Origin of the sequence: Microbispora bryophytorum, assembly GCF_043197435.1 — a bacterium.
GTDB lineage: Bacteria > Actinomycetota > Actinomycetes > Streptosporangiales > Streptosporangiaceae > Microbispora > Microbispora bryophytorum.
In genome coordinates this window covers 50,914-75,018 of the sequence record NZ_JBICTF010000009.1, presented here as the reverse complement: position 1 = coordinate 75,018, position 24,105 = coordinate 50,914, and the positions used below count along the sequence as shown (strand labels likewise).

22 protein-coding genes are annotated in these 24,105 nt (G+C 71.2%); 14 read left to right on the top strand and 8 right to left on the bottom strand.

The window, feature by feature from the left end; translation table 11 throughout:
• The first annotated feature begins 494 nt into the window (after nucleotides 1-494).
• Both ACGFIB_RS27755 and ACGFIB_RS27750 read left to right on the top strand, forming a co-directional pair.
• Complete coding sequence (locus ACGFIB_RS27755; RefSeq protein ID WP_357244751.1) at nucleotides 495-1,049, top strand: hypothetical protein; 555 nt, start codon at nucleotides 495-497, stop codon at nucleotides 1,047-1,049.
• 244 nt (nucleotides 1,050-1,293) lie between these two features.
• Nucleotides 1,294-3,051, top strand: a complete 1,758-nt coding sequence (locus ACGFIB_RS27750) for a DEAD/DEAH box helicase (RefSeq protein WP_142571497.1) — start codon at nucleotides 1,294-1,296, stop codon at nucleotides 3,049-3,051.
• 46 nt (nucleotides 3,052-3,097) lie between these two features.
• Here ACGFIB_RS27750 and ACGFIB_RS27745 read toward each other — a convergent pair whose 3' ends face one another.
• From ACGFIB_RS27745 to ACGFIB_RS27720, 6 genes are all read right to left on the bottom strand, one after another.
• The gene (locus ACGFIB_RS27745; RefSeq protein WP_393376064.1) at nucleotides 3,098-3,751 is read right to left on the bottom strand and encodes a hypothetical protein; all 654 of its coding nucleotides are present in this window, start codon (nucleotides 3,749-3,751) and stop codon (nucleotides 3,098-3,100) included.
• A 243-nt stretch (nucleotides 3,752-3,994) separates the two neighbouring features.
• Entirely contained in the window at nucleotides 3,995-4,672 is a 678-nt protein-coding gene (locus ACGFIB_RS27740; RefSeq protein WP_393376062.1) for a hypothetical protein, read from the bottom strand.
• A gap of 109 nt (nucleotides 4,673-4,781) precedes the next feature.
• On the bottom strand, nucleotides 4,782-6,011 hold the full coding sequence (locus ACGFIB_RS27735; protein WP_393376060.1) for an MFS transporter: 1,230 nt from the start codon (nucleotides 6,009-6,011) through the stop codon (nucleotides 4,782-4,784).
• A gap of 24 nt (nucleotides 6,012-6,035) precedes the next feature.
• Entirely contained in the window at nucleotides 6,036-7,946 is a 1,911-nt protein-coding gene (locus tag ACGFIB_RS27730) for a KedN5 family methylcobalamin-dependent radical SAM C-methyltransferase (RefSeq protein ID WP_357261402.1), read from the bottom strand.
• Nucleotides 7,947-8,455: 509 nt separating this feature from the next.
• Nucleotides 8,456-9,028: a nicotinamidase gene (locus ACGFIB_RS27725; RefSeq protein ID WP_357244761.1), complete on the bottom strand. Its 573-nt coding sequence runs from the start codon at nucleotides 9,026-9,028 to the stop codon at nucleotides 8,456-8,458.
• Nucleotides 9,029-9,107: 79 nt separating this feature from the next.
• Nucleotides 9,108-10,385: a nicotinate phosphoribosyltransferase gene (locus ACGFIB_RS27720; protein ID WP_191053516.1), complete on the bottom strand. Its 1,278-nt coding sequence runs from the start codon at nucleotides 10,383-10,385 to the stop codon at nucleotides 9,108-9,110.
• Between the two features lie 45 nt (nucleotides 10,386-10,430).
• Here ACGFIB_RS27720 and clpS point away from each other — a divergent pair, with 45 nt between their 5' ends.
• From clpS to ACGFIB_RS27695, 5 genes are all read left to right on the top strand, one after another.
• On the top strand, nucleotides 10,431-10,718 hold the full coding sequence (gene clpS, locus ACGFIB_RS27715) for an ATP-dependent Clp protease adapter ClpS (protein WP_142571492.1): 288 nt from the start codon (nucleotides 10,431-10,433) through the stop codon (nucleotides 10,716-10,718).
• Nucleotides 10,718-11,242 (top strand): DUF2017 domain-containing protein, encoded by a 525-nt coding sequence (locus tag ACGFIB_RS27710; protein ID WP_142571491.1) that lies wholly within the window; start codon nucleotides 10,718-10,720, stop codon nucleotides 11,240-11,242. The genes clpS and ACGFIB_RS27710 overlap by 1 nt, the downstream gene beginning before the upstream one ends.
• Before the next feature lie 10 nt (nucleotides 11,243-11,252).
• Entirely contained in the window at nucleotides 11,253-11,669 is a 417-nt protein-coding gene (locus ACGFIB_RS27705) for a M67 family metallopeptidase (protein WP_142571490.1), read from the top strand.
• Between the two features lie 259 nt (nucleotides 11,670-11,928).
• The gene (locus ACGFIB_RS27700; protein ID WP_142571489.1) at nucleotides 11,929-12,207 is read left to right on the top strand and encodes a MoaD/ThiS family protein; all 279 of its coding nucleotides are present in this window, start codon (nucleotides 11,929-11,931) and stop codon (nucleotides 12,205-12,207) included.
• Complete coding sequence (locus tag ACGFIB_RS27695; RefSeq protein ID WP_393376058.1) at nucleotides 12,208-13,155, top strand: PLP-dependent cysteine synthase family protein; 948 nt, start codon at nucleotides 12,208-12,210, stop codon at nucleotides 13,153-13,155.
• A gap of 288 nt (nucleotides 13,156-13,443) precedes the next feature.
• Here ACGFIB_RS27695 and ACGFIB_RS27690 read toward each other — a convergent pair whose 3' ends face one another.
• Nucleotides 13,444-15,066, bottom strand: a complete 1,623-nt coding sequence (locus tag ACGFIB_RS27690) for a DUF3352 domain-containing protein (RefSeq protein WP_393376057.1) — start codon at nucleotides 15,064-15,066, stop codon at nucleotides 13,444-13,446.
• 239 nt (nucleotides 15,067-15,305) lie between these two features.
• On the opposite strand from ACGFIB_RS27690, the gene ACGFIB_RS27685 reads away from it, so the two are divergent.
• From ACGFIB_RS27685 to ACGFIB_RS27655, 7 genes are all read left to right on the top strand, one after another.
• Complete coding sequence (locus ACGFIB_RS27685; RefSeq protein ID WP_357261411.1) at nucleotides 15,306-16,100, top strand: thioesterase family protein; 795 nt, start codon at nucleotides 15,306-15,308, stop codon at nucleotides 16,098-16,100.
• Nucleotides 16,101-16,266: 166 nt separating this feature from the next.
• Nucleotides 16,267-17,103, top strand: coding sequence for a glutamate racemase (murI, locus tag ACGFIB_RS27680; protein WP_393376055.1), 837 nt, complete (start codon nucleotides 16,267-16,269; stop codon nucleotides 17,101-17,103).
• Nucleotides 17,100-17,852 (top strand): MBL fold metallo-hydrolase, encoded by a 753-nt coding sequence (locus ACGFIB_RS27675; protein ID WP_191053480.1) that lies wholly within the window; start codon nucleotides 17,100-17,102, stop codon nucleotides 17,850-17,852. Before murI ends, ACGFIB_RS27675 begins: the two co-directional genes overlap by 4 nt.
• 5 nt (nucleotides 17,853-17,857) lie before the next feature.
• The gene (gene rph, locus ACGFIB_RS27670) at nucleotides 17,858-18,574 is read left to right on the top strand and encodes a ribonuclease PH (RefSeq protein WP_393376053.1); all 717 of its coding nucleotides are present in this window, start codon (nucleotides 17,858-17,860) and stop codon (nucleotides 18,572-18,574) included.
• An 18-nt stretch (nucleotides 18,575-18,592) separates the two neighbouring features.
• A complete protein-coding gene (rdgB, locus tag ACGFIB_RS27665; RefSeq protein WP_357244772.1) occupies nucleotides 18,593-19,195 on the top strand; it encodes an RdgB/HAM1 family non-canonical purine NTP pyrophosphatase in 603 nt (200 codons plus the stop codon).
• Nucleotides 19,196-19,241: 46 nt separating this feature from the next.
• Nucleotides 19,242-21,002, top strand: a complete 1,761-nt coding sequence (locus ACGFIB_RS27660; RefSeq protein ID WP_393376051.1) for a molybdopterin-dependent oxidoreductase — start codon at nucleotides 19,242-19,244, stop codon at nucleotides 21,000-21,002.
• A 120-nt stretch (nucleotides 21,003-21,122) separates the two neighbouring features.
• On the top strand, nucleotides 21,123-23,027 hold the full coding sequence (locus ACGFIB_RS27655; RefSeq protein WP_393376050.1) for a toxin glutamine deamidase domain-containing protein: 1,905 nt from the start codon (nucleotides 21,123-21,125) through the stop codon (nucleotides 23,025-23,027).
• A gap of 39 nt (nucleotides 23,028-23,066) precedes the next feature.
• Here ACGFIB_RS27655 and ACGFIB_RS27650 read toward each other — a convergent pair whose 3' ends face one another.
• A complete protein-coding gene (locus ACGFIB_RS27650; RefSeq protein ID WP_393376049.1) occupies nucleotides 23,067-24,068 on the bottom strand; it encodes an alpha/beta fold hydrolase in 1,002 nt (333 codons plus the stop codon).
• Nucleotides 24,069-24,105: the final 37 nt, after the last annotated feature.

Here is a 24,105-nt window from a genome sequence, read left to right as displayed (position 1 = left end):
GTTCCCCGGCAACCGCTGGGGGGACGGCGTGACGCGGTCTCCCGGTGGCCGCGGTGCTCGAACGCCTGAGGCCTCCGCATGACGGCGGGCAACGCGAACTCGTGACCACCGGCCGGCGGCCCGAGGGATTTTCGATTTCCGCGGCCGCGGCCGCTCTTCATCCCGTTTGCCCGGCGTCGGCGTCCGACATTTCTCGCCGGAGTGCGCGCGAATTCTGGCATACGTGGGCGATTTTCCGGTTATGGCCTGCTGGTGCCGTTACCAGTAGAGATAGCGCTAATGTCGGGATGCCTTTGGAATAGGCGTAACATCTGTTTGCCAGCATCCGATAAGTGGCTCGCTGCCCGCGTTTCTCCGGACAGGTATCTTCGGTGTCGCATCGCACGAAAAACGCGGTGACCCGGAAAGACCAATTCTCACCATGGGGGGAAATCAAATTGATTTCTCGTAGGAGCAGTTCGGCCTCTGGTTCGCGTGGCGCCGGTCGCCTGCTGATGTGGTCCGCCGCGGCGGCGGTGACCTGCGCGGCGGTTGGACTGTCGGGCTCGATCGCGGCGAATGCCACCACGACGAAGATCGCCCCCGCCGCGCATGCGGCGACCACTCCACAGGGCGGAGGGGAGAAGCAGAAGTTCATTCCCTTCCCGCGTCTCGACAGCACGGACATCGTCACCAACTTCACATTCGCCGCCGGCGCGACGGCCATCGCCCCGACCGCCACGCGGACTTTCACCGGGTCGGCGCGCAGGGGCAACGTGTTCGTCCACGACGGCAGCAGTTGGACGAACCTGACGCCGGTCTTCGGAACCGGCTACTACTACGACATCTCCCTGGCCCGGTCGCCCAGCACGGCGGTCCCGGCCGGGGCCAACGGGGTCGCGTTCCCGGCCACGGGCGCTGCCGCGGGCCAGGTCAGGGTCACCGTGCGCAGGGCGGACGGCGCGATCCTCCGCTCCGACTGCACGGTCAGCTCCCTGAGCGGCGCCGGGACGATCGGCACGTTCCAGCCGCTCACCACGGCCAACTGCACTGCCCCGCAGACGCTGTGACGGCGGGTTCGCACATATAGCACCCAGGGCGGACAGCCGGGGAGAGCGATTGGCTCCCAGGGCTGTCCGCCCTCGTGCGTGAGGACACCGGCGACTCCGATGTGCTCGACGCCACACCAGGCGAATTCCGACCGGGCTGCGTGTGCTCGGCGCGTCCTGTCGGTCCGGCGGGCTAGTCTGAATCCACTGTGAGGGAGCGAACCGATAGAGACACCAGTGTTCCGATGAGTTCGGGGAGGCGTCGTTGAGCGTTTCGGCCGCGTCCCACCTCTCCCCGTCCTACCCCGACAGAGCCGCCTGGGGCACCGCCCCGAAGCTGCGCGCATGGCAGCAGCAGGCATACGACCTCTACTTCAGCCGTGAGCCGCGCGACTTCCTGACCGTCGCCACCCCCGGCGCCGGCAAGACGACGTACGCGCTGCGGATCGCCAGCGAGCTGCTCAGCCGCGGGATCGTGCGCGCACTGACGATCGTCACCCCCACCGAGCACCTCAAGCGGCAGTGGGCCGACGCCGCGGCCCGGGTCGGGATCAGCATCGACCCGGAGTTCAAGAACAGCCAGGGCGCCACCTCACGCGACTACGTCGGAGTGGCGGTCACCTACGCGCAGATCGCGATGCACCCGGCGCTGCACCGGGCCCGCACCGAGGCGCGCAAGACACTGGTGATTTTCGACGAGATCCACCACGCCGGCGACGCGAAGTCGTGGGGCGACGGCATCCGCGAGGCGTTCGAGCCGGCGACCAGACGACTCGGGCTGACCGGCACGCCGTTCCGGTCCGACGACAGCCCGATCCCGTTCGTCACCTACGTCGAGGACGGCGAGGGGGCGATGCGGAGCGTCTCCGACTACTCCTACGGCTACGGCCCCGCGCTGGCCGACAACGTCGTGCGTCCGGTCATCTTCCTGGCGTACTCGGGAGAGATGAAGTGGCGCACGCGCGCGGGCGACGAGATCGCCGCCACCCTCGGCACGCCGCTGACCAAGGACCAGCTCTCGCAGGCGTGGCGGGCCGCCCTCGACCCGAAGGGCGACTGGATCCGCCAGGTCATCCACGCGGCCGACCGGCGCCTCACCGAGGTGCGGCGGGGCGTTCCCGACGCGGCGGGGCTGGTCATCGCCTCCGACCACGAGTCGGCCCGCGCCTACGCCCGGCACATCCGCACGGTGACCGGCGAAGGCGCCGAGGTCGTGCTCTCCGACGACCCGGGCGCGTCCAAGAAGATCAAGGACTTCGGCACATCCGACCGGCGCTGGCTGGTCGCGGTCCGGATGGTCTCCGAGGGCGTCGACATCCCCCGGCTGTGCGTCGGGGTCTACGCCACGAGCACCTCGACCCCGCTGTTCTTCGCCCAGGCCGTCGGGCGTTTCGTCCGCGCCCGCAAGCGGGGGGAGACCGCGTCGGTCTTCCTGCCCTCGGTGCCCGTCCTGATGGGCCTGGCGGGCGAGATGGAGGAAGAGCGCGACCACGTGCTGGGCCGCCGCCGCGACGAGGACGGCCTCGACGACCTGCTGCTCGAACAGGCCCAGCAGGACAAGAAGCAGCCCGACGCCCTCGGCGACGAGCTGCCCTTCCAGACGCTGGAGGCGTCCGCGACCTTCGACCGGGTGCTGTTCGACGGCGGCGAGTTCGGCACCGCCGCCGCGCCGGGCTCGCCGGAGGAGGAGGACTTCATCGGCCTTCCCGGCCTGCTGGAGCCCGACCAGGTGGCCTCACTGTTGCGCAAGCGTCAGGCCGACCAGCAGGCGGCCAAGCGCAAGACCAAGAAGGGGAGCGAGGACGACGCGCCCGCTCTCGCGCCGCACGAGCAGCTCGCCGAGCTCCGCAAGGAGCTGAACGGCCTCGTCGGCGCGTGGAACCACCGCACCGGCCAGCCGCACGGCGTCATCCACGCCGAGCTGCGCCGGGCCTGTGGCGGCCCCGCCATCGCGCAGGCCACCGCCGAGCAGATCCGCGAGCGAGTCGCGATGATCCGTAAGTGGGCCACCCAGCGCAAGTGATCCGGCTCGTCCCTCGCCGCCCCTGACAGGACGGCGAGGGACGTCGTCAGTCTCCGTCGGGCGCGGTTCCAGGCACCGAAGCGTGCTGGTTCAGGCGGACCTGGGCAGACAGGCCGTCCAGTCGCTCGAGGATGGCCTCGAACATCGTCGCGTTGGACGCCGCCATCCTGTCCATCTGCCCACTGAGACCCTCGACGCGTTCAGTGAGTCCGTCGACTCGGTCGTTGAGGCCGTCGACGCGGTTGGTGAGGTCGCCGACCTGCTGGGTGAGCCCGTCGACTCGGTCGGTGAGCCCGTCGACGCGTTCGGTCAGGCCGTCGACGCGGTTGGTGAGGTCGCCGACTTGCTGGGTCAGCCCGTCGACCCGGTTGTTGAGCCCGTCGACTCGTTGGGTGAGTCCGTCGAAGCGTTCGTTGAGACTCTCGACGTTGCGGTCCAGCCGGCTGATCTCGCCGTCAATGCGGTCGAGCCGGATCGTTACGACGCCCATCTGCCGCTTGAGGACGCCGACGTCCGCTCTCGTCTCCCCGGCGACCTGCTCGACCCGGACCAGGCGGTCGCTCATCGCGTCGATCTTGTCCCAATTGATCTGCATCGCGTCATACGCGTGCTCTATCGCCTGCTTGCGGCAATGCACACTCAGCTCCACGAAATCATTCTCCAAGCGCTCGACGCGTTGTTCGAGGGTGGACACGGTCATAGGGCGTCCTCCAACTGTAGGGCAGCGTGGCCGGGGGCTCGCTGCGAAGGCGGGTGCATGGAGGGCATTGCTATCAGCTCCGCACCTTCATCGGAGGGTGATAATCCGGGAAATTCGCGGAGGCATTCTAGGTGGGATAAGGATTACCCATACCGGTGTGATGAATGGTCACCGCAAGCGTGAGTGACACGTGTGTTTGTTTCCACCGGCACTGGAAAACCGACAATAGCGAATCGCCATTCACTATGACATGTGAGACCGAAGTGGGATGCGGTCGCCGGTGTGGCCGTCGATGGCGACGTAGCGGTGATGGTGCCGGGTGACCGGGCTCAGCCGGAGGCTGAGGGAGGCAACGCCCCCCTCCACGCGTATCGGAACGCGGTGCGTCCCCTCCTGCCGCGCGCCCTCAGCGCCCTCCGTGCCCTCCTGCACCCAGATGCGCAGGCGATGCCCGGCCCGGTGCACCGCCACCGTCGCGGTGTCGCACTGTTGCATGGTGGCGGGCCAGTAGACGGTGAGGCCGTGCAGGGCCCGTTTGTGGAACGACAGTCGTACGGCGTCGGGGGTGGTGACCCGCTGGTCGCAGGCGGGCCGGCCGCTCGCCACGGACGGGGACGACGCCGGCGAGGGGGCGGTACCTGCCGGGCCACCCGGCGTGTCCTGCCCGTTCTGCCCGTCCTGTCCGGGCGCGGCCGGGGCGCGGTCCCCGGGGGCGGCGGCGCGGGTGTCCCGTACGGCGACCGTCCGGGCAGGCTCGGCTCCGGGCTGGGCGAACCCCAGGGCGATCGTGGCCGTCTGCAGCGCCGCCAGGGTCAGCGCGCCAGCGGCGCGAAGCGCACCCCGGTGGCCGCGGCCGAAGAGCAGCCAGACACAGGCCGGGGTGAGGACGAGCCAGCACAGGCCGAGCGAGAACGCGAACATCGGGCCCCCAATCCACGAAGGGTCGTCACTCTCGGTAATACGTCAATGACGCTACGCGGTGAAGCTGTTGACGTGGGGGCGCGCCACACCGGGAAACGGGAGACCTTGGTCAGGCCGACGGCTGGGCGGCTGTGCCGGCGTCACCTCCCGACGTGGCCCGCCAGGCGATGGTCAGGGCCGCCGCGCCGAAGACCACGCACAGCCAGAAGGCCGCTCCGCTGCCCGTCCGGTCCGCCAGCCAGCCCCCGCTGAACGCTCCGATGGTGGTGCCCGCGCCCATCCCGGACGAGGCCCAGCTCATCCCTTCCGAAGCTCCGGCCGTCCGACGGCCCAGGAGGGAGAAGCCGGAGCTGAGGGAGGGGGCCGCGCCGATCCCGGCGAGGAAGCAGGCGATCACCAACGGCAGCTTGGGACCGGCCAGCGGCAGGAGCAGGCCGCAACCGGTCATCCAGGCCATGGCGGGCACGAAGACCCGTTCGGGGGCCAGACGGCCGAGGTGGGGCCCGGCCAGCAGAGCCGCCGCCGCGCTCCCGAGGGCCCAGGCCGCCAGCGCGTAACCGGCCCAGTACGGCTCTCCGTCGGCGTCGGCGAGGGCGACGAGAAGGATCTCGATCGAGCCGAGGTAGGCGCCGATGCCCACGAAGGCGGCGACGAGGGCACGCGAACCGGCCATGGTGGTGGGACGCCGGCCGGCCGGGTGGGTGCCGCCCTTCCCGAGGGGAGGGGGGGCCGTGCCGGTCTGACCGGCGAGCAGCAGCCAGCCCACGGCCGGACCGAGGAGGACCACCGCGGGCGCGGCCCAGCTCTGCGCGGAGGTGACGGCGGTGATGGCCATGGGCGCGAGGATGAACATCAGCTCGTCGACCACGGATTCGAGGAGGAAGGCCGTCTGCTGGGAGACGCGGTCCGGCACGGCGTGCGCCCACCGGGCCCGCACCGCGGATCCGATGTCCACCTGGGCGGCGCCGGCCACCGCCGCGGCCGTGATGATTCCCGGGACCTGCCACCATCCGGGCGTGCGGCAGACCAGCATCAGGGAGGCGAAGGCGGCCGCCTGGGCGGTGCCGGCGACGAGCAGCACCCGGCGCTGGCCCATCCGGTCCATCCGCCGGGCGTGCAGGGGCGCCATGACGGATGCCGCGATCACATACAGGGCAGAGGCCGTGCCGGCGAGGCCGTAGGAGTGGGTGGCGCCGCCCGCGGCGAGGACGATCGCCACGCCCGCTCCCGCGAGCGGCAGGCGGGAGAGCGCGCCGGTGACGACCAGCCGTCGCCGGGCGCGAGGGATCAGGAGGGTGCGATAGCTGACCCGTGGGGGGTGGGAGACCTGTGCGTCCATCGACGGTGTCGGCGTGTCCCGTGATCAGCGCGCGACGGGCGGCCGGTGGGCGCCGTCGAGGCGACGGGACCGGGCCACGTAGTGGGCGGTCTCCTCGTGGTTGGTGGACGCCGCCAATTCCGCGAAGCCCGCCTTCCAGCACAGTTCCATGGTGGTGGGGCTGGGACGGGGTCCCTCGTCCCGCCGATCCTCCGGAACCCCGTGGCACATGCCCAGGACGTCGTACTCGTAGTCGCGCACCGCGACCAGCACGTGTTCGCCGTCCCGCACCTCGGTGAGGATCTCGTACGGGCCGCGCGTCGCGGCGTCCGGGAGCGGGCGGGAGTCCAGGTCGAAGCGGACGAGCTCGGACAGCGGCTCCACCCACGGCGCCGCCACGAGGGACGGGCCCTCCGCCTTCCACCAGCCCATCACGAGTTCGTCGAACTCCGGTGAGGTGAAGCAGAACTCCAGGGCCGGTGACAGGGAGTCCGGATCGGCCGTGGAGTTGGCCGCCGCCCGGCGCAGAAGCTGGGCGCCCGCGCCCTGCCGGCCTTCGACGTGGTCGGCGATGGAGAGGATCACCTCCGATTGGCGGCGGCCGCCGACAGCGCGCAGGGCCGGGAACACGTGGCGCAGGACCAGGTTCTCGGCGAGCAACCGGGCCCAGAAGAGGAACCGCTGCATGCTCAGGTTCTGCCGCAGCGTCATGTCCTTGTTCGCCAGCACGTACTCGAAGTCGTCCCGGTCGCCGCGGATGGTGACGAAGCCGTAGAGATCCTTGCGCTCCACGTAGTCGGTGTTCGGCAGGAGGATCAGGGGATAGGCCGCGATCCGGGAGACATGCCGGGCGAGTTCGTCGTATCCCTTGAGGAAGGACTCCGGCGTCTCTCCCGGAGCGCCCCAGATCAGCTCCGCGTAGATGTCCATCCCGTCCGCCGACAGGCGCTCCGTCAGGTCCTTCCAGGCGTTGATCTTCATGTTCGTGCGGTTCATCGTGGCCAGGGCGTCGTCGCTGAGCGTCTGCAGTGCGAGGGTGAAGGAACTGCGGATGCCCTCCCTGCGCATGATGTCGACGATCTCGTAGAAGGTCTTCGACTTGTTCTTGGCCCAGGAACTCTCCAGGGCCCGGGGGTAGCCGTATCTGCGCCGCACCTCGACCAGGTCCTCCACGAACTCCAGGTCCGCGCGCAGGATCCCGAAGTTCGCGTCGCACAGCACCACCGTCTCGGCTCCGGACCGGGCGAGGGCCTCCAGCTCGGCGCGCAGGCGCCCGCGGGAGAAGGACCGCACACGCTGACCGACGGCTCCGCCCCAGTAGCAGAAGGAACAGTGGTAGGGGCAGCCCCGGTTGGTCTCCAGAAGCGCGACGTCGTAACGGAAGGCGCCCGTGTCGTCCTGGAGTGGGAGCACACCGTTCAGGATCGGCGACGGGATGATGTCCAGGTCTTCGATCCGCGCCCGCTCGGCCGTGGTGCGGATGGAACCGTCGGCGTCCCGGTAGGAGATGCCGGCGACGTCGGCGAGGTCGGTCCTGCCGTCGGCGATGTGGGAGAGCAGGTCGACGAAGGTCAGTTCGCCCTCGCCGTTGACGATCACATCGACCACGGGCCACTGGCGCAGGGTGCGTTCCGCCTGGTTCGACACATGGTTGCCGCCGAAGATCACGGTCCCTTTCGGATTCACCTGCTTGAAGGTCTCGGCCAGTGCGCCGAACTGGCGGACGTTCCAGCCCAGCACCGAGAAGGCCAGGACGTCCGGCACATCACCGCCGAGGAGTCGTGTCGCCATCTCCCACTGGCCGGCCGCGCCGGGATAGTTGACGATCTCGACCCGGCTGCGCGCGGACAGCTCCGGGTCGCTCCGCACCATCGCCGCGAGGTAGCCCGCCGCCAGGGGCATCGACTCCTTGGACATGTGCCAGACACCCTGCTGAACGATCGTGACCTGTAGCACGCTTCCCCCTGGGGTGATCCCTGTGGCGTGGGCGCAACCGCCCGGAAGTAACGGTCAGATAAACTCGCGTATCGCGAGATACGCTAGCAAGATCGCTCCGGGTTGGGTAGAAGAGTTTTCGTGGATGAGACGTGGGCGCCCATTCTGAGTCGTCGCGCTCGGAGGTGATTGTTCGCGGTGACCAGGTGTTCCGGCCACCCGGAGGCCCGATGACGTGCGGTGACGGAGATCCAGAGGAGAATTTTCGGCGTACGTTTGGGGCGCGCGAATGCGGCAGAAATGGATTGCGACTAAAGAATTCATCGCAGCCGAATCGTCTGCGGGCCCGGGTTATCGGCTCGCCGATTATCGCCTGCGGGCGCATCCTCGTACGTCACGAATTGTTAAAGCCGTCTCGGCTGTGACGACACGCCGGCCGCGCCGTGCCTCCGCCGTGCCTCCCCTCAGGCTCCGTCCTGAGCGTCTCCCCAGGGCGTGCCGTTGCACGGCCGGGAGCGGCGTCGTGCGGGTCAGGAGCGGAGGACGGGCTCCCCGGTGAGCTCCACCCCGGCCTCGGCGAGGCGGGCGAGCGCCGACTCGGTCGTCTCCCTGGCCACGCCGGCCGTCAGGTCCAGCAGGACCCGTACGGCGAAGCCGTTCGCCGCCGCGTCCACGGCGGTGGCCCGGACGCAGTGGTCGGTGGCGATGCCGACGACGTCGACGGCCTCAACGCCGCGCTCGCGCAGCCACGCGGCCAGGCCCACGCCGTCGGCGGTGGCGCCCTCGAATCCGCTGTAGGCCGCCTGGTGCGCGCCCTTGCTGAAGACCTCCTCGACCTTCGAGGTGTCGAAGGCGGGGTGGAAGCCGGCACCGGAAGTGCCCACGACGCAGTGCGGCGGCCAGGAGTCCGTGTAGTCGGGCTCGGCCGCGAAATGGGCGCCGGGATCGACGTGGTGGTCGCGGGTGGCGACCACGTGGTCGTACGCGTGCTCCTGGACATGGCGGCTGATCGCGGCGGCCACCTCGGCGCCGCCGCCGACCGGCAGGCTGCCGCCCTCGCAGAAGTCGTTCTGCACGTCCACGACGATGAGCGCGGTCTTCATTGGGCCACCTCGCAACGGCGATCCTCAGCGTGGCGATCACGGAGGACCGGCGTCGTCCTCATGCGCCGGTCCTCCGCGATCACTTGAAGATAGTAGGGACTGTGGGGTCTCCGGGGGAGAGGCTGCACGCCTCCAGCGGCAACTCGGCCAAAGTCGCCCGGTGGCGGTCGCGCGCGGCCGCCAGGGGTTCGCGGCCGACGACCTTGCCGTCCCGCACGAGTTCGGCCAGCAGCGGGCGGCCTTCCGTCTCCACCGGCTCGCGGGTGACGACCTCGGCGGTCGCGGTGCCGCCGTCGGTCCTGCGGTAGGCCCACTTGCGCCCGCCGATGCTCGGCTTGCCGACCGACGCCTTGGCGACCGGCTGCAGCCGTCCCGTGCGGTCCTCCCGCGCGACGAGTTTGTAGACGAGGCTGGCCGTCGGATGGCCGGACCCCGTGGCCAGGGCGGTGCCGACGCCGTAGGCGTCCACCGGCGCCGCGGCCAGCGCCGCGATCGCGAACTCGTCCAGGTCGCCGGTGACGACGATCCGGGTGTGGCTCGCGCCCAGCTCGTCGAGTAAGCGGCGCACCTCCACCGCCACGACCGCCAGGTCGCCGGAGTCGATCCGCACCGCGCCGAGGTCGGGCCCGGCCAGCTCCACCGCGGTCCGTACGGCCTTCGCCACGTCGTAGGTGTCCACGAGCAGGGTGGTGCCGAGCCCGAGGGAGTCGATCTGGGCCCGGAAGGCGTCCTCCTCCGAGTCGTGGAGCAGGGTGAACGCGTGGGCGGCGGTGCCCGCGGTCGGCACGCCGTGCAGGTGACCGGCCATCAGGTTGGAGGTGGAGGCGAAGCCGCACAGGTAGGCGGCCCTGGCGGCGGCGACCGCGGCGTACTCGTGGGTGCGGCGCGAGCCCATCTCGATGAGCGGCCGGTCACCGGCCGCCTGGGCCATCCGGGAGGCGGCCCCCGCGATCGCGCAGTCGTGGTTCAGTATCGACAGGGCCAGGGTCTCCAGCAGCACGGCCTCGGCGAACGTCCCCTCCACCACCATGATCGGTGAGCCGGGGAAGAACGCCTCGCCCTCGCGGTAGCCGTACACGTTGCCCGAGAAGCGGTAGCCGGCGAGGAACTCGCCGGTGGGCTCGTCCACGATCCCGGAGGAGCACAGGAACTCGATGTCCTGCTCCTCGAAGCGGAAGTCCTCGAGCGCGTCGAGGAACCGCCCGGTGCCGGCCACCACGCCGTAGCGCCGCCCTCCGGGCAGCCGCCGGGCGAACACCTCGAAGACCGCCCGCCGGTCGGCCGCGCCGCCGGCGAGCGCGGCCTGGAGCATCGTCAGCTCGTACCGGTCGGTGAGCAGGGCCGTGCCCGTGGTCATGCGCACGTGTCGAAGACTACGACGGTCGTGGTGCAGGATGGGTACGTGGGTAGCCCAGCTCCAGCCGAGGTCGAGCGGCCGTCGTCGGACGTGCGTCCCGATCTGCCGTGGCTCACGATCGTGTGGAACGACCCGGTCAACCTGATGTCGTACGTCACGTACGTCTTCCAGACCGTGTTCGGCTACCCCCGGCAGAGGGCCGAGAAGCTGATGATGGACGTCCACCACAAGGGCAGGGCCGTCGTCGCCAGCGGCACCCGGGAGGAGATGGAACGGGACGTGCAGATCCTTCACTCCTACGGCCTGTGGGCGACCGTCCAGCAGGACAAATGATGAGCACGGGATTTCAGGCGACGCGCGACGGGGTGACCGTCCAGCTCGACGCGGGCGAGGTGTCGATCCTGCGCTCGCTGGTGTCGCAGGTGCTCGGCCTGGTCGAGCCGGGGACCACCGGCGACGACCCGCTGGAGCGCGCCCTGGGCATCGGCTCGGCGTCCCCGCCGGCCGACCCCGTGCTGGCGCGGCTGTTCCCCTCGGCGTACGCCGAGGACGAGGAGGCGGCGCAGGAGTTCCGGCGCTACACGGAGGCGACGCTGCGCGACGGCAAGCGCGCCGACGCGACCACGCTGCTGGAGACGGCGGCGCCGGGCAGGCTGGCGCTGACGGCCGAGCAGGGGCAGGCGTGGCTGCGGGCGATCAACGACGTCCGCCTCGCGCTCGGCGTGCGGCTGGAGATCACCGAGGAGGTCCACGAGGAGATCTCCTCGATGTCCGAGGACGACCCCCGCTATCCGGCGTTCGTGACCTACGACTGGCTGACCTACCTGCAGGACACCCTTGTCAGGGCGCTTTGGTAAATTTCCCAGCATGCTGACGATCTCACGCGAGCTGGTCGACAAGATCGTGGCCCATTCCCGGGCCGACCATCCCGACGAGGCGTGCGGCGTCGTGGCCGGGCCCGCCGGGTCGGACCGTCCCGAGCGGTTCGTCCCCATGGAGAACGCCGAGCGCTCGCCGACGTTCTACCGGTTCGACTCGATGGAGCAGTTCCGCGTGTGGCGGGACATGGACGACCGCGACGAGGCGCCTGTCGTGATCTACCACTCCCACACCGCCACCGAGGCGTACCCCTCCCGCACGGACATCAGCTACGCCTCCGAGCCCGACGCCCACTATGTGCTGGTGTCGACCGCCTCCGAGGAGGAGACGCCCTTCCGTTCCTACCGGATCGTGGACGGGGTCGTGACCGAGGAGGAAGTCAAGATCGTAGAGTCGTACGGTTAAACTTGAACCATGGCTAACGATGACGCTCGTCCCGTGTCGTCACCGGCTGTCCTGTCGCGCCGGGTGCGCCCGGAATCTCCTGTTCAGGCGTTCCTCTTCGCGCACACGCCGTCTGTCGTCGTCTACGACTGTCGCTGAACCCGGCCGCCCACTCGGCGCCGGGGAAGAAGACCGCTGGAATCGCCGCCCGCCTGCCCCTGTTCAGAGCAGGTGGACGCCCATCATAACGACGACCACTGATCAAGGAGATTGAGCCGACATGGCCATCGAGGTCCGCATTCCTACCATCCTCCGCAGCTACACCGATGGCGCCAAGGCGGTCAACGCCAAGGGAGCGACCCTCGAAGAGCTGATCGGTGACCTGGAGGCTCGTCACCCCGGCCTGAAGGACCGGCTGGTGGACGACGCCGGGCTGCGCCGATTCGTCAACGTCTACCTCAACGACGAGGACGTACGCTTCCTCGGCGGGCTCGGCACCCCCGTCGCCGACGGCGACACCGTGACCGTGCTCCCGGCCGTCGCGGGCGGAGCGCGCTAGATGCGCTTCGACTCGTTGATCGACTCGGTCGGGCGCACGCCGCTGGTGGGTCTGCCCCGGCTGTCGCCGTCCTCCGACGTACGGGTCTGGGCGAAGCTGGAGGACCGCAACCCGACGGGGTCGGTCAAGGACCGGCCGGCGCTGTGGATGATCGAGCAGGCCGAGAAGGACGGGCTGCTCACGCCGGGCTGCACGATCCTGGAGCCGACCTCCGGCAACACCGGCATCTCGCTGGCGATGTCGGCCCGGCTCAAGGGCTACAAGCTGATCTGCGTCATGCCGGAGAACACATCCGAGGAGCGCCGCCAGCTGCTGCGCATGTGGGGCGCCGAGATCATCTCCTCGCCGGCCGCGGGCGGCTCCAACGAGGCCGTCCGGGTGGCCAAGGGCCTCGCGGCCGAGCATCCCGACTGGGTGATGCTCTACCAGTACGGCAACCCCGCCAACTGGCGCTCCCACTACGAGTCGACCGGGCCGGAGATCCTCGCGGACCTGCCGACCGTGACCCACTTCGTCGCCGGGCTCGGCACGACGGGCACCCTCATGGGCGTCGGCCGATACCTGCGCGAGCAGGTGCCGGACGTGAAAATCGTGGCCGCCGAGCCGCGGTACGGCGAGCTGGTCTACGGCCTGCGCAACGTGGACGAGGGGTTCGTGCCCGAGCTGTACGACGCGTCCGTGCTGACCACCCGCTACTCGGTGACCTCGGCCGACGCGCTGCGCCGGACGCGTGAGCTGCTGGCCACTGAGGGCATCTTCGCGGGCATCTCGACGGGCTGCGCCCTGCACGCCGCCCTCGGCATGGCCCGCAAGGCCGTCCAGGCGGGCGAGCGGGCCGACATCGTGTTCATCGTGGCCGACGGCGGCTGGAAATACCTGTCCACCGGCGCCTACGAGGGAACCCTCGACGAGGCGGAGGACCGCCTCGAAGGCCAACTCTGGGCCTGACCACCCCACCCGCCGACGTGATCTTGTAGTTAGTCGCACGCACGCCTGTGACCTGCGACGGGACCTTTCGTGATCTTGCGCAGGATTGGCCTGCGGTCGCGGGATCGGTGCAAACGCGATTCGTGATCTTGCATTTCGACGCGAAGTGCAAGATCGCGAATCGTGTTTTGCCTGGTATGGCGGCTCTGGCATCGATCGCTGCAAGATCAAGATGCTGATACCCGTAGCTCACCCGCCGTTGGTGCGACAAACTACAAGATCACGGCGGGGGAGAGGGTGGGGTGGGGGTTAGTTGAAGACCAGGCGGAGGGCGAAGGTCGAGCCGTCCTCGCCGTGGGTGCCGCTCAGGCCGACCGCCCGCAGCTTCTCGGCGTCGGCGCGCCCCTGGTCGTTCAGGCCGTCCAGATACAGCTTCTCCAGCCGGTCGAGGTCGGCGTACACGGCGTAGGTCGCGTTCGCGGCGTCAGGGACGGCCAGGCGGAACGTCTCGCTCTCGCCGAGCGTGCCGCCGCCGTTCAGCGCGTCGGCGTACTCCTGGGTGCTCGCGATCACGAACCGCCCGTCGCCCTCGGCGGTGGCGATGCCGGCGGACCTCTCCATGCCGTTCAGGTGGCCCTTGAGCCGGTCCACCACGTCACGCGCCTTGGCGGTGTCCGTCGTGAGTACGGCGCCCACCCGGGGCTGCGCACCGTCGAGGTCCTGCTCGTCCAAAGCGAGCGTGAGGGAGCGGCCCAGCAGCGTCGCGAGGTCGTCCGGCAGGGACAGGCCGTACTGCGTCCGCGCCTCGGCGAGGGCCTGCTGGACCATCTCGCCGCCCGAGCCGCTCGCACTCTGCTCGACGGACGGCCACTGCTCGCGCAGCAGGTCGCCCAGGCCGGAGATCGAGGCCGCCGCGACCGTGGAGGCGGGCAGCTCGCCGATCTTCACCGGCTCGGGCCGTCCCGGTGCGGCCGTGCCGCCGCGGGTGATCCCGGCCAGCTCGGCGTAGTCGCCGGAGAACCGGAGGGCGCCGGCGAACCGCATGCCCCTGATCTGCCGCAGCACGGGCGTCGCCGCGAGCTCGCTCCAGCCGGCGGCGGCGACCTTCTCCGCGTCCATCCAGAACGACAGCACGCCCGGCTCGCCCAGCGCGTCGAGGTCGGCGGCGAAGTGCGGCTCGCCGGACAGCGGCGCCGCCTTGACGTACTCGTCGGCCAGCTTCTGGCTCATGGCGATGATCGCGTACCCCTCGCGGAACGCCAGGCCGCCCTTACCGCCGTCGAGGCCCATCTTGGCGATGCCCGTCCGGGCCGCCGCCTCGTCCTTCACCTGTACGGCGAGTGCTCCGACGGGGTCGCCGCCGCCGTCGGCGGGGAGCACGGCGAGGCCGACGCGGTCACCGAGCCAGGGTTCGACGTCCCTGGCGTAGTCGGCCTTCGAGAGACCCGGCTCACCCTTCTGCAGCGCGCTGACCAGGGCCTCGCGCGGGTCGTCCCCGCCGAAGGCGTCGCGGGTGGCCGAGAACTTGCGGGCGATGCCGAACAACGCGAGCTTCTGCCCGGCCGACGGGTCGAGGTCGAGCCGGACGTAGGCGATCGCGTTCGCGGGCAGCACGTCCTGCGGCTGCGCGCCGCCGCCGCTGAGCTTCGAGGCGGCCCACACGCCGCCGCCGCCGACCACCCCGACGAGCACGGCGGCCACCAGCGCGAGGATCCAGCCACGCCCCCGGCGGCCCCGGCCCGCAGGAGGCGCCGCCGGCCCGGATACGGTGGCGGAGCCGATCTCCTCCGGCTCCGTCCAGGACGGCAGCCGCACGGTGTGCGCCTCGTTCGCGGCGGTGCGGGGAACGCGATAGGCGATGGTGCGGTCGAGGTCGGGTTCGTCACCCGGCCGCCAGGGGCTCGGGGCGTTCGGGGAGGTGTCGGGGGACATGGGGCTCACTCACCTGCGTCGTCGTCGGGGTATGCCGCGACGCTAGGCCCGGCCGGTAGCGCCACGCTTGCAGCCCACTTGACCGCGAACCGGGTGCCCGCCCCGATGCCGCCCCGATGCCGCCCCGATGCCGTCCCGTGCCGCTCCGGCGCGGGCCCCGTGAGCCCACCGCGCGCTTCGTGGGAGCGCCACGCTAGAGTAATGAGCAGAATAATATTCGGTAGAGCGGCGAGGGGCGCATGACCAAGTTCGACGAGGCGACGCAGGCCATCCGGGTCGACGACACCACCTATGACGTGTGTCTCGACGACGGATACTCCATCGGGGGGCCGCTGAACGGCGGCTACCTCATGGCCGCGATGCTGCGCGCCGTGGTGGACGCCTCGCCGCACGCGCACCCGGTCTCCACGAGCGCCCAGTTCCTGCGGGTGGCCCGGCCGGGCCCGGCCCGGGTGCTGCTAGAACCGCTCAAGACGGGCCGTACGGCGGCGATGACCAGGGCGCGGCTCGTCCAGGACGACGCGCCGTTCATCGAGATGCTCGTCACGACCGCGACTTTGGACGGGGAGGCGGCCCCCGACTGGGCGGACGGCCCTTCGGCCGTCATGCCGGACCTGGCGGACTGCGTCCGCCTGCCCGACCCCAAGCCCGAGTCGAACATGAACTTCAGCGCCCAGATGGAGCTCGCGTTCGACCCGCCCACGATCGGCTGGCTCACCGGCGCGCCGACCGGACGGCCCGAGTCGCGGGCCTACTTCCGGCTGGCCGAGCCGCAGGACCCCGACCCGTACGTGCTGGCGCTGGCGGTGGACGCGCTGCCGCCGGTCGTGTTCTCGGCGGGGGCGCGGGGATGGGCCCCGACCGTGGAGCTGACGTGGCACCTGCGTGCCCTGCCCGCGCCGGGATGGCTGACGCTGATCGGCGGCGGACGGCTGATCAGCGACGGCTGGTTCGACGAGGAGGTCGAGGTGTGGGACTCGGCGGGCCGGCTGGTCGCCCAGTCCCGCCAGATCGCGCGTCTGGGCCGTGGCTGAGCCGCGTCTCCGGCACGCGTCTCCGGCACGCGCTGTCCGCCTGCCGTACCTCCGGTACGCGTCTCCGGTACGCGTTGTCCGCTTGCCGTACCTCCCCGCCGCCCGGCGCGCGGTGTGAGCATTCTTACCGTCGGCGGCGGGGATCAGTCCCCTAACCTTGGGAAGCGTGCCGGAGGACAACACCAGGGCGATCGGGATCTTTGACAGCGGGGTGGGCGGCCTGACCGTCGCCCGGGCGATCATCGACCAGCTGCCCCACGAATCGATCTTCTACGTGGCCGACACGGCCCACCAGCCGTACGGGCCCAAGAGGATCGCGGAGCTCCGCGCATACGCGTTGGAGGTCATGGACCACCTTGTCGAGCACGACGTGAAGATGCTGGTCATCGCGTGCAACAGCGCGAGTTCGGCCGTGCTCAGGGACGCCAGGGAGCGCTATGACGTCCCGGTCGTCGAGGTGATCCAGCCCGCCACCCGGCGGGCCGTGCGGGCCACGAGGAACGGCAGGGTCGGGGTGATCGCCACGCGGGCCACCGTGGATTCGATGGCCTACCACGACGCCTTCGCCGCCGCCCCCGACGTCGAGCTGGTCGCGGTGGCCGCGCCCCTGCTCGTGGAGTTCGTCGAACGGGGCGAGACGATGAGCGAGGAGCTCATCGAGGTGGTCAGGGGCTACCTCAAGCCGATCCAGGACGCGGGCTGCGACACGCTCATCCTCGGCTGCACGCACTACCCGCTGCTCACCGGCGCCCTGTCGTACGTCGCCGGGGACGGGGTCACGCTGGTGTCCAGCGCCGAGGAGACGGCCAAGGACGTCTACCGCATCCTGCACGACCGCGGGCTGTCCAACGGGGCGGGCGAGCCGGGGCACCGCTTCCGGGCGACCGGCGACACCGAGCTGTTCGAACGGCTCGGGCAGCGCTTCCTCGGTCCAGAGCTCCAGTCGGTGGAGCGGACCGTCTCCGGCATCGGCGACGTCAGCGGCGTAGGGAGTTCGCGATGAAGTTGACGATCATCGGGTGCTCGGGCAGCTTCCCCGGCCCCGACAGCCCGTCCTCCTGCTATCTGCTGGAGGCCGAGGGCTTCCGGCTACTGCTCGACTTCGGCAACGGATCGCTGGGCGCGCTGCAGCGGCACGCCGGGCTCTACGACGTCGACGCGATCCTCCTGTCCCACCTGCACGCCGACCACTGCTTGGACCTGTGCGCCTACCACGTCGTGCGCACCTACACCCCGGACGGCCCGCTGCCGAAGGTGCCCGTCCACGCCCCCGCCGACGCCTCCAAGCGGCTCAACGCGGCGTACGCGATGCCGGACGAGCCCGTGCTGGAGAACTCCTTCGACTTCGTCCGGCTGTCGCCCGGCATCCGGCACGTCGGGCCGTTCGAGGTGACGGCCGCCCCGATGAACCACCCGGTGGAGACCTACGGCTTCCGGGTCACCCACCAGGGCCGTTCCGTCGCCTACTCGGCGGACACCGGCGAGTCGGCCGAACTGGTCAAGCTGGCCCACGAGGCCGACGTGCTGCTGTGCGAGGCGTCCTTCCTCGACGAACCGGACCTGACCCCCGGCCTCCACCTGAGCGGCAGGCAGGCGGCCGAGCACGCCGCCCGCGCCGAGGCCGGCGCGCTCGTCCTCACCCATCTCGTCCCCTGGTACGACAAGTCCCGCATCCTGGAGGACGCCTCGCGCGGCGGCTTCGCCGGCCCGATGGAGTTGGCGCGGAGCGGGGCCGTGTATGACCTAGGGTGACCCGTATGGCTCGTTCACACGGTCGTCGTTCCGACCAGCTTCGCCCCGTGACCATCACCCGGAACTGGCTCGCCCACGCGGAGGGCTCCGTCCTGGTGGAGTTCGGGGGCACCAGGGTGTTGTGCGCCGCGACGGTGGAAAGCGGCGTGCCCCGCTGGCGCAAGGGCAGTGGTCTCGGCTGGGTGACGGCCGAGTACGCCATGCTGCCCCGGTCGACCAACACGCGCAACGACCGCGAGTCGGTCCGCGGCAAGATCGGCGGACGCACCCACGAGATCTCCCGGCTGATCGGCAGGTCCCTGCGGGCCTGCGTCGACTACAAGGCCCTCGGAGAGAACTCCGTCGTGCTGGACTGCGACGTGCTGCAGGCCGACGGCGGCACCCGCACCGCCGCCATCACCGGCGCGTACGTCGCACTCGCCGACGCGATCGCCTGGATGCGGCAGCGCCGGATGTGCCCGGGCGACCCCCTGGTGAACTCGGTCGCCGCCGTCTCGGTCGGCGTCGTCGGCACCGAGCCGATGCTCGACCTCGACTACAGCGAGGACGTCAAGGCCGAGACCGACATGAACGTGGTGATGACCGGCAGGGGCGACTACGTCGAGGTGCAGGGCACCGCCGAGGGCACGCCGTTCGACCGGACGGCGCTCAACGGCTTGCTCGACCTCGCCGCGATCGGCTGCGCGGAGCTCACCCGCCTCCAGGCCGAGGCCCTCGCCTGATCAACGGGAGAACGACACATGAACAAGGTGGTCCTGGCCACTCGGAACGCCGGGAAGATCGTAGAACTGCGCCGGATCCTCGCCGACGCCGGTGTGCCGGTCGAACTCGTCGGCCTGGAGGCGTTCCCGCACATCGGCGACGTGGCGGAGACCGGCCTCACGTTCGCGGAGAACGCGCTGCTCAAGGCGCACGCGGTCGCCTCGCAGAGCGGGCTGCCCGCCATCTCCGACGACTCCGGCCTGTGCGTCGAGGCGCTGAACGGCATGCCGGGCATCTTCTCCGCCCGCTGGTCGGGCCGCCACGGCGACGACGACGCCAACCTCGACCTGCTGCTCGCGCAGATCGCCGACGTGCCGGACGGCCGCCGCCGGGCCCACTTCGCCTGTACGGCCGCGCTCGCGCTGCCGACGGGGGAGGAGCACGTGGTGGAGGGGGCCGTGCACGGCCACCTCATCCGCGAACGGCGCGGCACGGGCGGCTTCGGCTACGACCCGATCTTCGTGCCGGACGGCGACACCCGCACGACGTCCGAGATGTCGGCCGAGGAGAAGGACGCGATCAGCCACCGGGGCAAGGCGTTCCGGGCGATCGTCCCGGTGATCGCCGAGGTCGTCTCGTAATACCGTCGTAAGACCCCGGCGGGCCGGTAGGCGTACCGTTCGGAACGTGAACGCAGCAGGCATCCGCATGCCCGCCTGGGCGGCCGCACTGTCCGGCCTCGTCGCCGGCGCGGTGGCGCTCGGGGTGGCCCAGATCGTCGCCGGCCTGATCGATCCCGGCGCCGCGCCGGTCGTCGCCGTGGGCGGTGCGATGGTCGACGCCACGCCCGCCGGCCTCAAGGAATGGGCGATCCGCACCTTCGGGTCCAACGACAAGCCGGTCCTGCTCGGCGGCATCGTCGTCGTGCTCGCGCTTATCGCCGCCGGTCTCGGCCTGCTCGCCCGCCGCCGCACGGCGTACGGCACGCTGGGGCTGGCCCTGTTCGGCCTCGTCGGCGCCGCCGCGGCGCTGTCGCGGCCGGACGCGGGGGTGGCGCACGTCCTGCCCTCGATCGCGGGCGCCGCGGCCGCGGCCTGGACCCTGTCGCGCCTGATGCGCCGCGCCATGGGTGGCGACGAGGAGGAGTACGTCGCCGCCAGCCGGGCCGCCAGCCGGGCCCCCGGCCGGGCCGCAGACCAGGCGACGGGCGCCACGGTCCTGGCGGCGCACGCGCCGGCAGGACCGTCGTCGGCTGAGCGCACGAGAGCCGCGACCGTGGGGGAGGAGCGCCGCGCGGTGGAGCCCGGCCCCGCCCTGCCGCCCGTCATGCGGGCAGGAGGTGGTTCGGGCGCGGGATCGGGCTCCGCGCTGTACACCTTCGACCGGCGCAGGCTTCTGACCGGGGCGGCCGCGGGGATCGCGGTGGCGGGCGTCGCCGGTCTCGGCGGACGACTGCTGTCGGGCTCCAAGGACGCCGAACTGGCCCGGCGCGGCGTGGCCAAGATGCTGCCGCGCGCGGCGCGCCCCGCCGCGCCGATCCCCGCCGGGGCGGACCTGCGGATTCCCGGCCTCACGCCGTTCGTCACGCCCAACGCGGAGTTCTACCGTGTGGACACCGCGCTCGTCGTGCCGTCGGTGGACCCGGCCCGCTGGACCCTGAAGATCCATGGACTGGTGGACAGGCCGGTCGAGCTGACCTTCGCCGACCTGCTCAAACGCCCCCTGACCGAGGCGGACGTCACGCTGACCTGCGTGTCCAACGAGGTCGGCGGGCCGTACGCCGGCAACGCCCGCTGGCTCGGCGCGCGGCTCGCCGACGTGCTGCGCGAGGCCGGGGTCCGCCGCGAGGCCGACATGCTGCTCAGCGTCTCCGACGACGGCTGGACCTGCGGCACACCGGTCGACGTGGTGATGGACGGCCGCGACGCGCTGCTCGCCGTCGCCATGAACGGCGAGGTCCTCCCGGAGGCCCACGGCTTCCCGGTCCGTCAGGTCGTGCCCGGACTGTACGGGTACGTGTCCGGCACGAAGTGGGTCACCGAGATCAGGGCTACCCGCTTCGACCAGGAGGAGGGCTACTGGACGCCGCGCGGCTGGGCCCCACGAGGCCCGATCAAGACCCAGTCCAGGATCGACCTGCCCCATGACGGGGACAAGGTCACGACGGGCCGTACGACCGTGGCGGGCGTCGCCTGGGCGCAGCACCGCGGCGTCGACGCGGTCGAGGTGGGGGTGGACGGCGGCGCGTGGCGGCAGGCGAGGCTCGCCGACGTCCCGGGTCTGGACACCTGGAGGCAGTGGTCGCTCGACCTGGACCTGACGCCGGGCCGCCACACGATCTCCGTGCGGGCCACCGACGCGACCGGTTACACCCAGACAGCGGACGAGCTCCCACCCGCCCCCGACGGCGCCACCGGCTACCACACGATCACCGTGACGGCCCGCTGACCGTCCCCCGCACGTCTCCCGGTGCAGAGCCGGGTCTGGAGTTGGGAAAACCCGCCGTGCTTCGGACGGCCCGCCCCTACCATCGGCACCCTGATGTGCGCGAGGAGGGGGGCCAAGCGCGTGAGCCAGGAAAGGACGCGCCGGCATGCGAGGTGGCGGCTGCCGTCCGGTGTGTACAACCCGGTCGTGTCGGCCGACGGCCGGCGATGGCGGGACTACGAGCAGGCCGCCGAGGCGCCTGCGCCTTCGCTGGAGGACCGCCGCCTGGAAGTTCGGCTCGCGGCGCTGCCGCTGGGCGCGGACACCGTGACCATGCCAGTGGTGCCGGCCGCAAGGAACGGCGAGATCGGGGGACGCGGGGGACATGGCCTGGGGGCGCCGGCCGGACGGCGTGCGGGGTCGCCAGACGTCAGGGAAACAGGGTCGCCGGACCCTTGGGAACCAAGGTCGTCTGACAGCGGGGACGACTTCCCCCCCGCGACGCCCACAGACGCCGGGAACACCGAGGACACCGGGAACACCGAGGACACCGGCGACGCCGGAGACGGGAGAGATGCCGGCGACATCCGGGACCGGAGAGGCATTGGGGAGTCGGATGACGCCGAGGATTCCGAGGATTCCGAGGGCTTCGAAGGATTAGCGGACGCCGAGGGGTTCGAGGGGTTCGAGGACCCGGTGGAGGCTCCGGAAGCGGCGGGAGAGGCGGTGGCCGAGGCGACAGACGGGGAGGCCACCGAGGAGCCCACTGGGGAGTCCACTGGGGAGACCGCCGAGGAAACCGCCGGGGAAGTCACCGCGGGGACCGCCGCCGACGCCGCACTCGACGGCTCGCCGTCGACCGCAGAAGGGGCGAGCTTGGAAGAGCCAGGCTCGGAAGGGCCGGGCGCGGAAGAGGCTGGTTCGGAAGGGCTGGGTTCGGGAGAGGCAGACGCGGAAGAGCCCGGCCTCGGGGAGTCCGGCTCGCACGACTGGGGCGACTTCGCGCATGTGGAGCAGTGCGAGACCGCCGGAACTGAGCCGGACGACGTCGAAGCCGGGGTCGGGGCCGAAGTCGGGGCCGAAGCCGGAGTCGAAGCCGGGGCCGGGGCTGGGGTCGACGTCGAAGCCGGAGTCAGGGCTGAGCACGCGGATGACGTCGAGGACCCGGCCGTGCCCGGAGATCACCTGGAGATCGCGGTCGCCGGGACGCACGACGATGCGGAGCCGGGCGAGGCCTCGACGGCCGTGGCGTTCGAGGGCGATCGGCCGGGCGATCCGCCGCCCGGGACGGGACCTGACGCCGGTGCTCAGACGGGCCAGGGCCTGTGGCTCGCGGAGACGCCCGGCGGGGCCGTGGACGACGGTCCCGCGACGGGCGACTTCGCGGACGCCGACGACTTCTGGTCGGCCGTGCTGCACGACGAGACCGAACGCGACTGGCTGGACGGTCCGGGTCGCCCGCGACGGCTGGAGGAGACCCGCTCGTACGGCAAACCCGGCGGCCTGGCCGAGGCGGATCCGGACGGTCAGGTGAGCCTCGTGCAGGCGGTGAGAGGGCGCTTCCCGGACCCGCGCGGCACGTGGATCCGCCTGATCAACGCCGAAGGCCCGACGGAGGACGCGTTCAGGTCCAACAACGCCGTCGACTGCGCGCTGTCGGTGATGTCCACCTGGCATGGCGAGGCCGTCGTGGCGGCTCGCAGGCAGCCGGAGTACGACGGGTCGGGGCGCCCGCTGCTGACCGGGGAGACGGGAGGCGTCGCCCGGGCCGAGGAGTGGCTCGGGCACCGCTTCGAATACGTGGGCCACGGCCGCCGGGCATATGTGGCGATCGCCCAGCGGCTGATCTTCGGCGGACACGGTGCCGCCGCCGTTCTCATCACCCGCTGGGCCGGAGGAGGCAGCCACGCGTGGAACGCCGTCAACTGCCGGGGCGAGGTCCTGTGGATCGACGCCCAGCGGGGTCACATGGCCGTGGAACCGCCGTACGAGGATGTCACGGGGGTCTTCGCGGTGGTGATCGACCGCCAGGGCCGCCGCCTGTGACGGCCCTGGCGGCGGGCACGGGCCCGGCGGCGACGACGGTCAGTGACGGCCGTGGAGAGCGTCGTCCGCGTCGAGCCGGTCGACGAAGTCGAGGACCCGGGCGGCGACCCGCTCGGGGAACTCGCCGTTGAGGGCGTGGGAGGCATCCGGCCACAGCTCGACGACGCCTTGGGCGAGCAGCCGGCGGGCGCGTTCCGCGGCCCTGCCCGGATGGTGGATGATGCTGCGCCCGGCGATCACCGCGAGGGTCGGTACGTCGACCGCGGCGACCTCGTCGTCCGAAGGGTACGTCGGCGGGGGGAGGAAGGCGGCGAAGTCCCGCATCCCGGCGGAGATCAGAGCGGCGACCGGCTCGTCTCCGGAGGCGTCGGCTCCTCCGGAGATCCAGCTCAGCAGTCGCATGCGCCACGGTTCCGGGAGCGGCCCGACCGTCCCCAGCGAGACGGCGACCGCCTTCCAGGTGATCCGGCCGAACAGGCAGGCGGGATCGAGCAGGCTCAGGGAGGCGACCTTCTCCGGAGCGTGCATGGCGAGCCGGAAGGCGGTCCACCCGCCGATCGACACGCCCAGGAGGTGCGTCCGGGCGAGGCCGAGCCCGGTCAGGAGCTCCGCGAGCCACACGCCGTGGTCGGCCGCGTTCGCGAACGGCCTGCTCTGCACCGAGAGGCCGGGCTCGCCGAGCAGGTCGATCGCGTAGACGACACGGCCACGGGCGCGGAGACCGGCGAGGTTCGGCGCCCACATCGGGGTGGATGCGGTGCGTCCCGGCAGCAGGAGGAGCGGCGTTCCGGCATCGGCGCCGTCCGCACCGAAGCGGTAGGCGCGGACGGTTCCGAAGCCGGTCGGCACGTCCTGGAATCCGTCGTACGGCGGGAGGCCGGCCATGGCCCGGTCGTAGATCTGCCGGTAGCGCGCGTAGGCCGGCGCGTCCCGGAAGTGCCCGAGGCGCCGCCGACGGAACTCTGCTCCGATGTTGGGCCGCACGAGGTCGTTCACGTACGGGTCCTCCCGTTCACACTTGGCGGTACGATCGTATTGCATCGATATCACAATACGTTCGTATCGCCAAAAAGGAGCG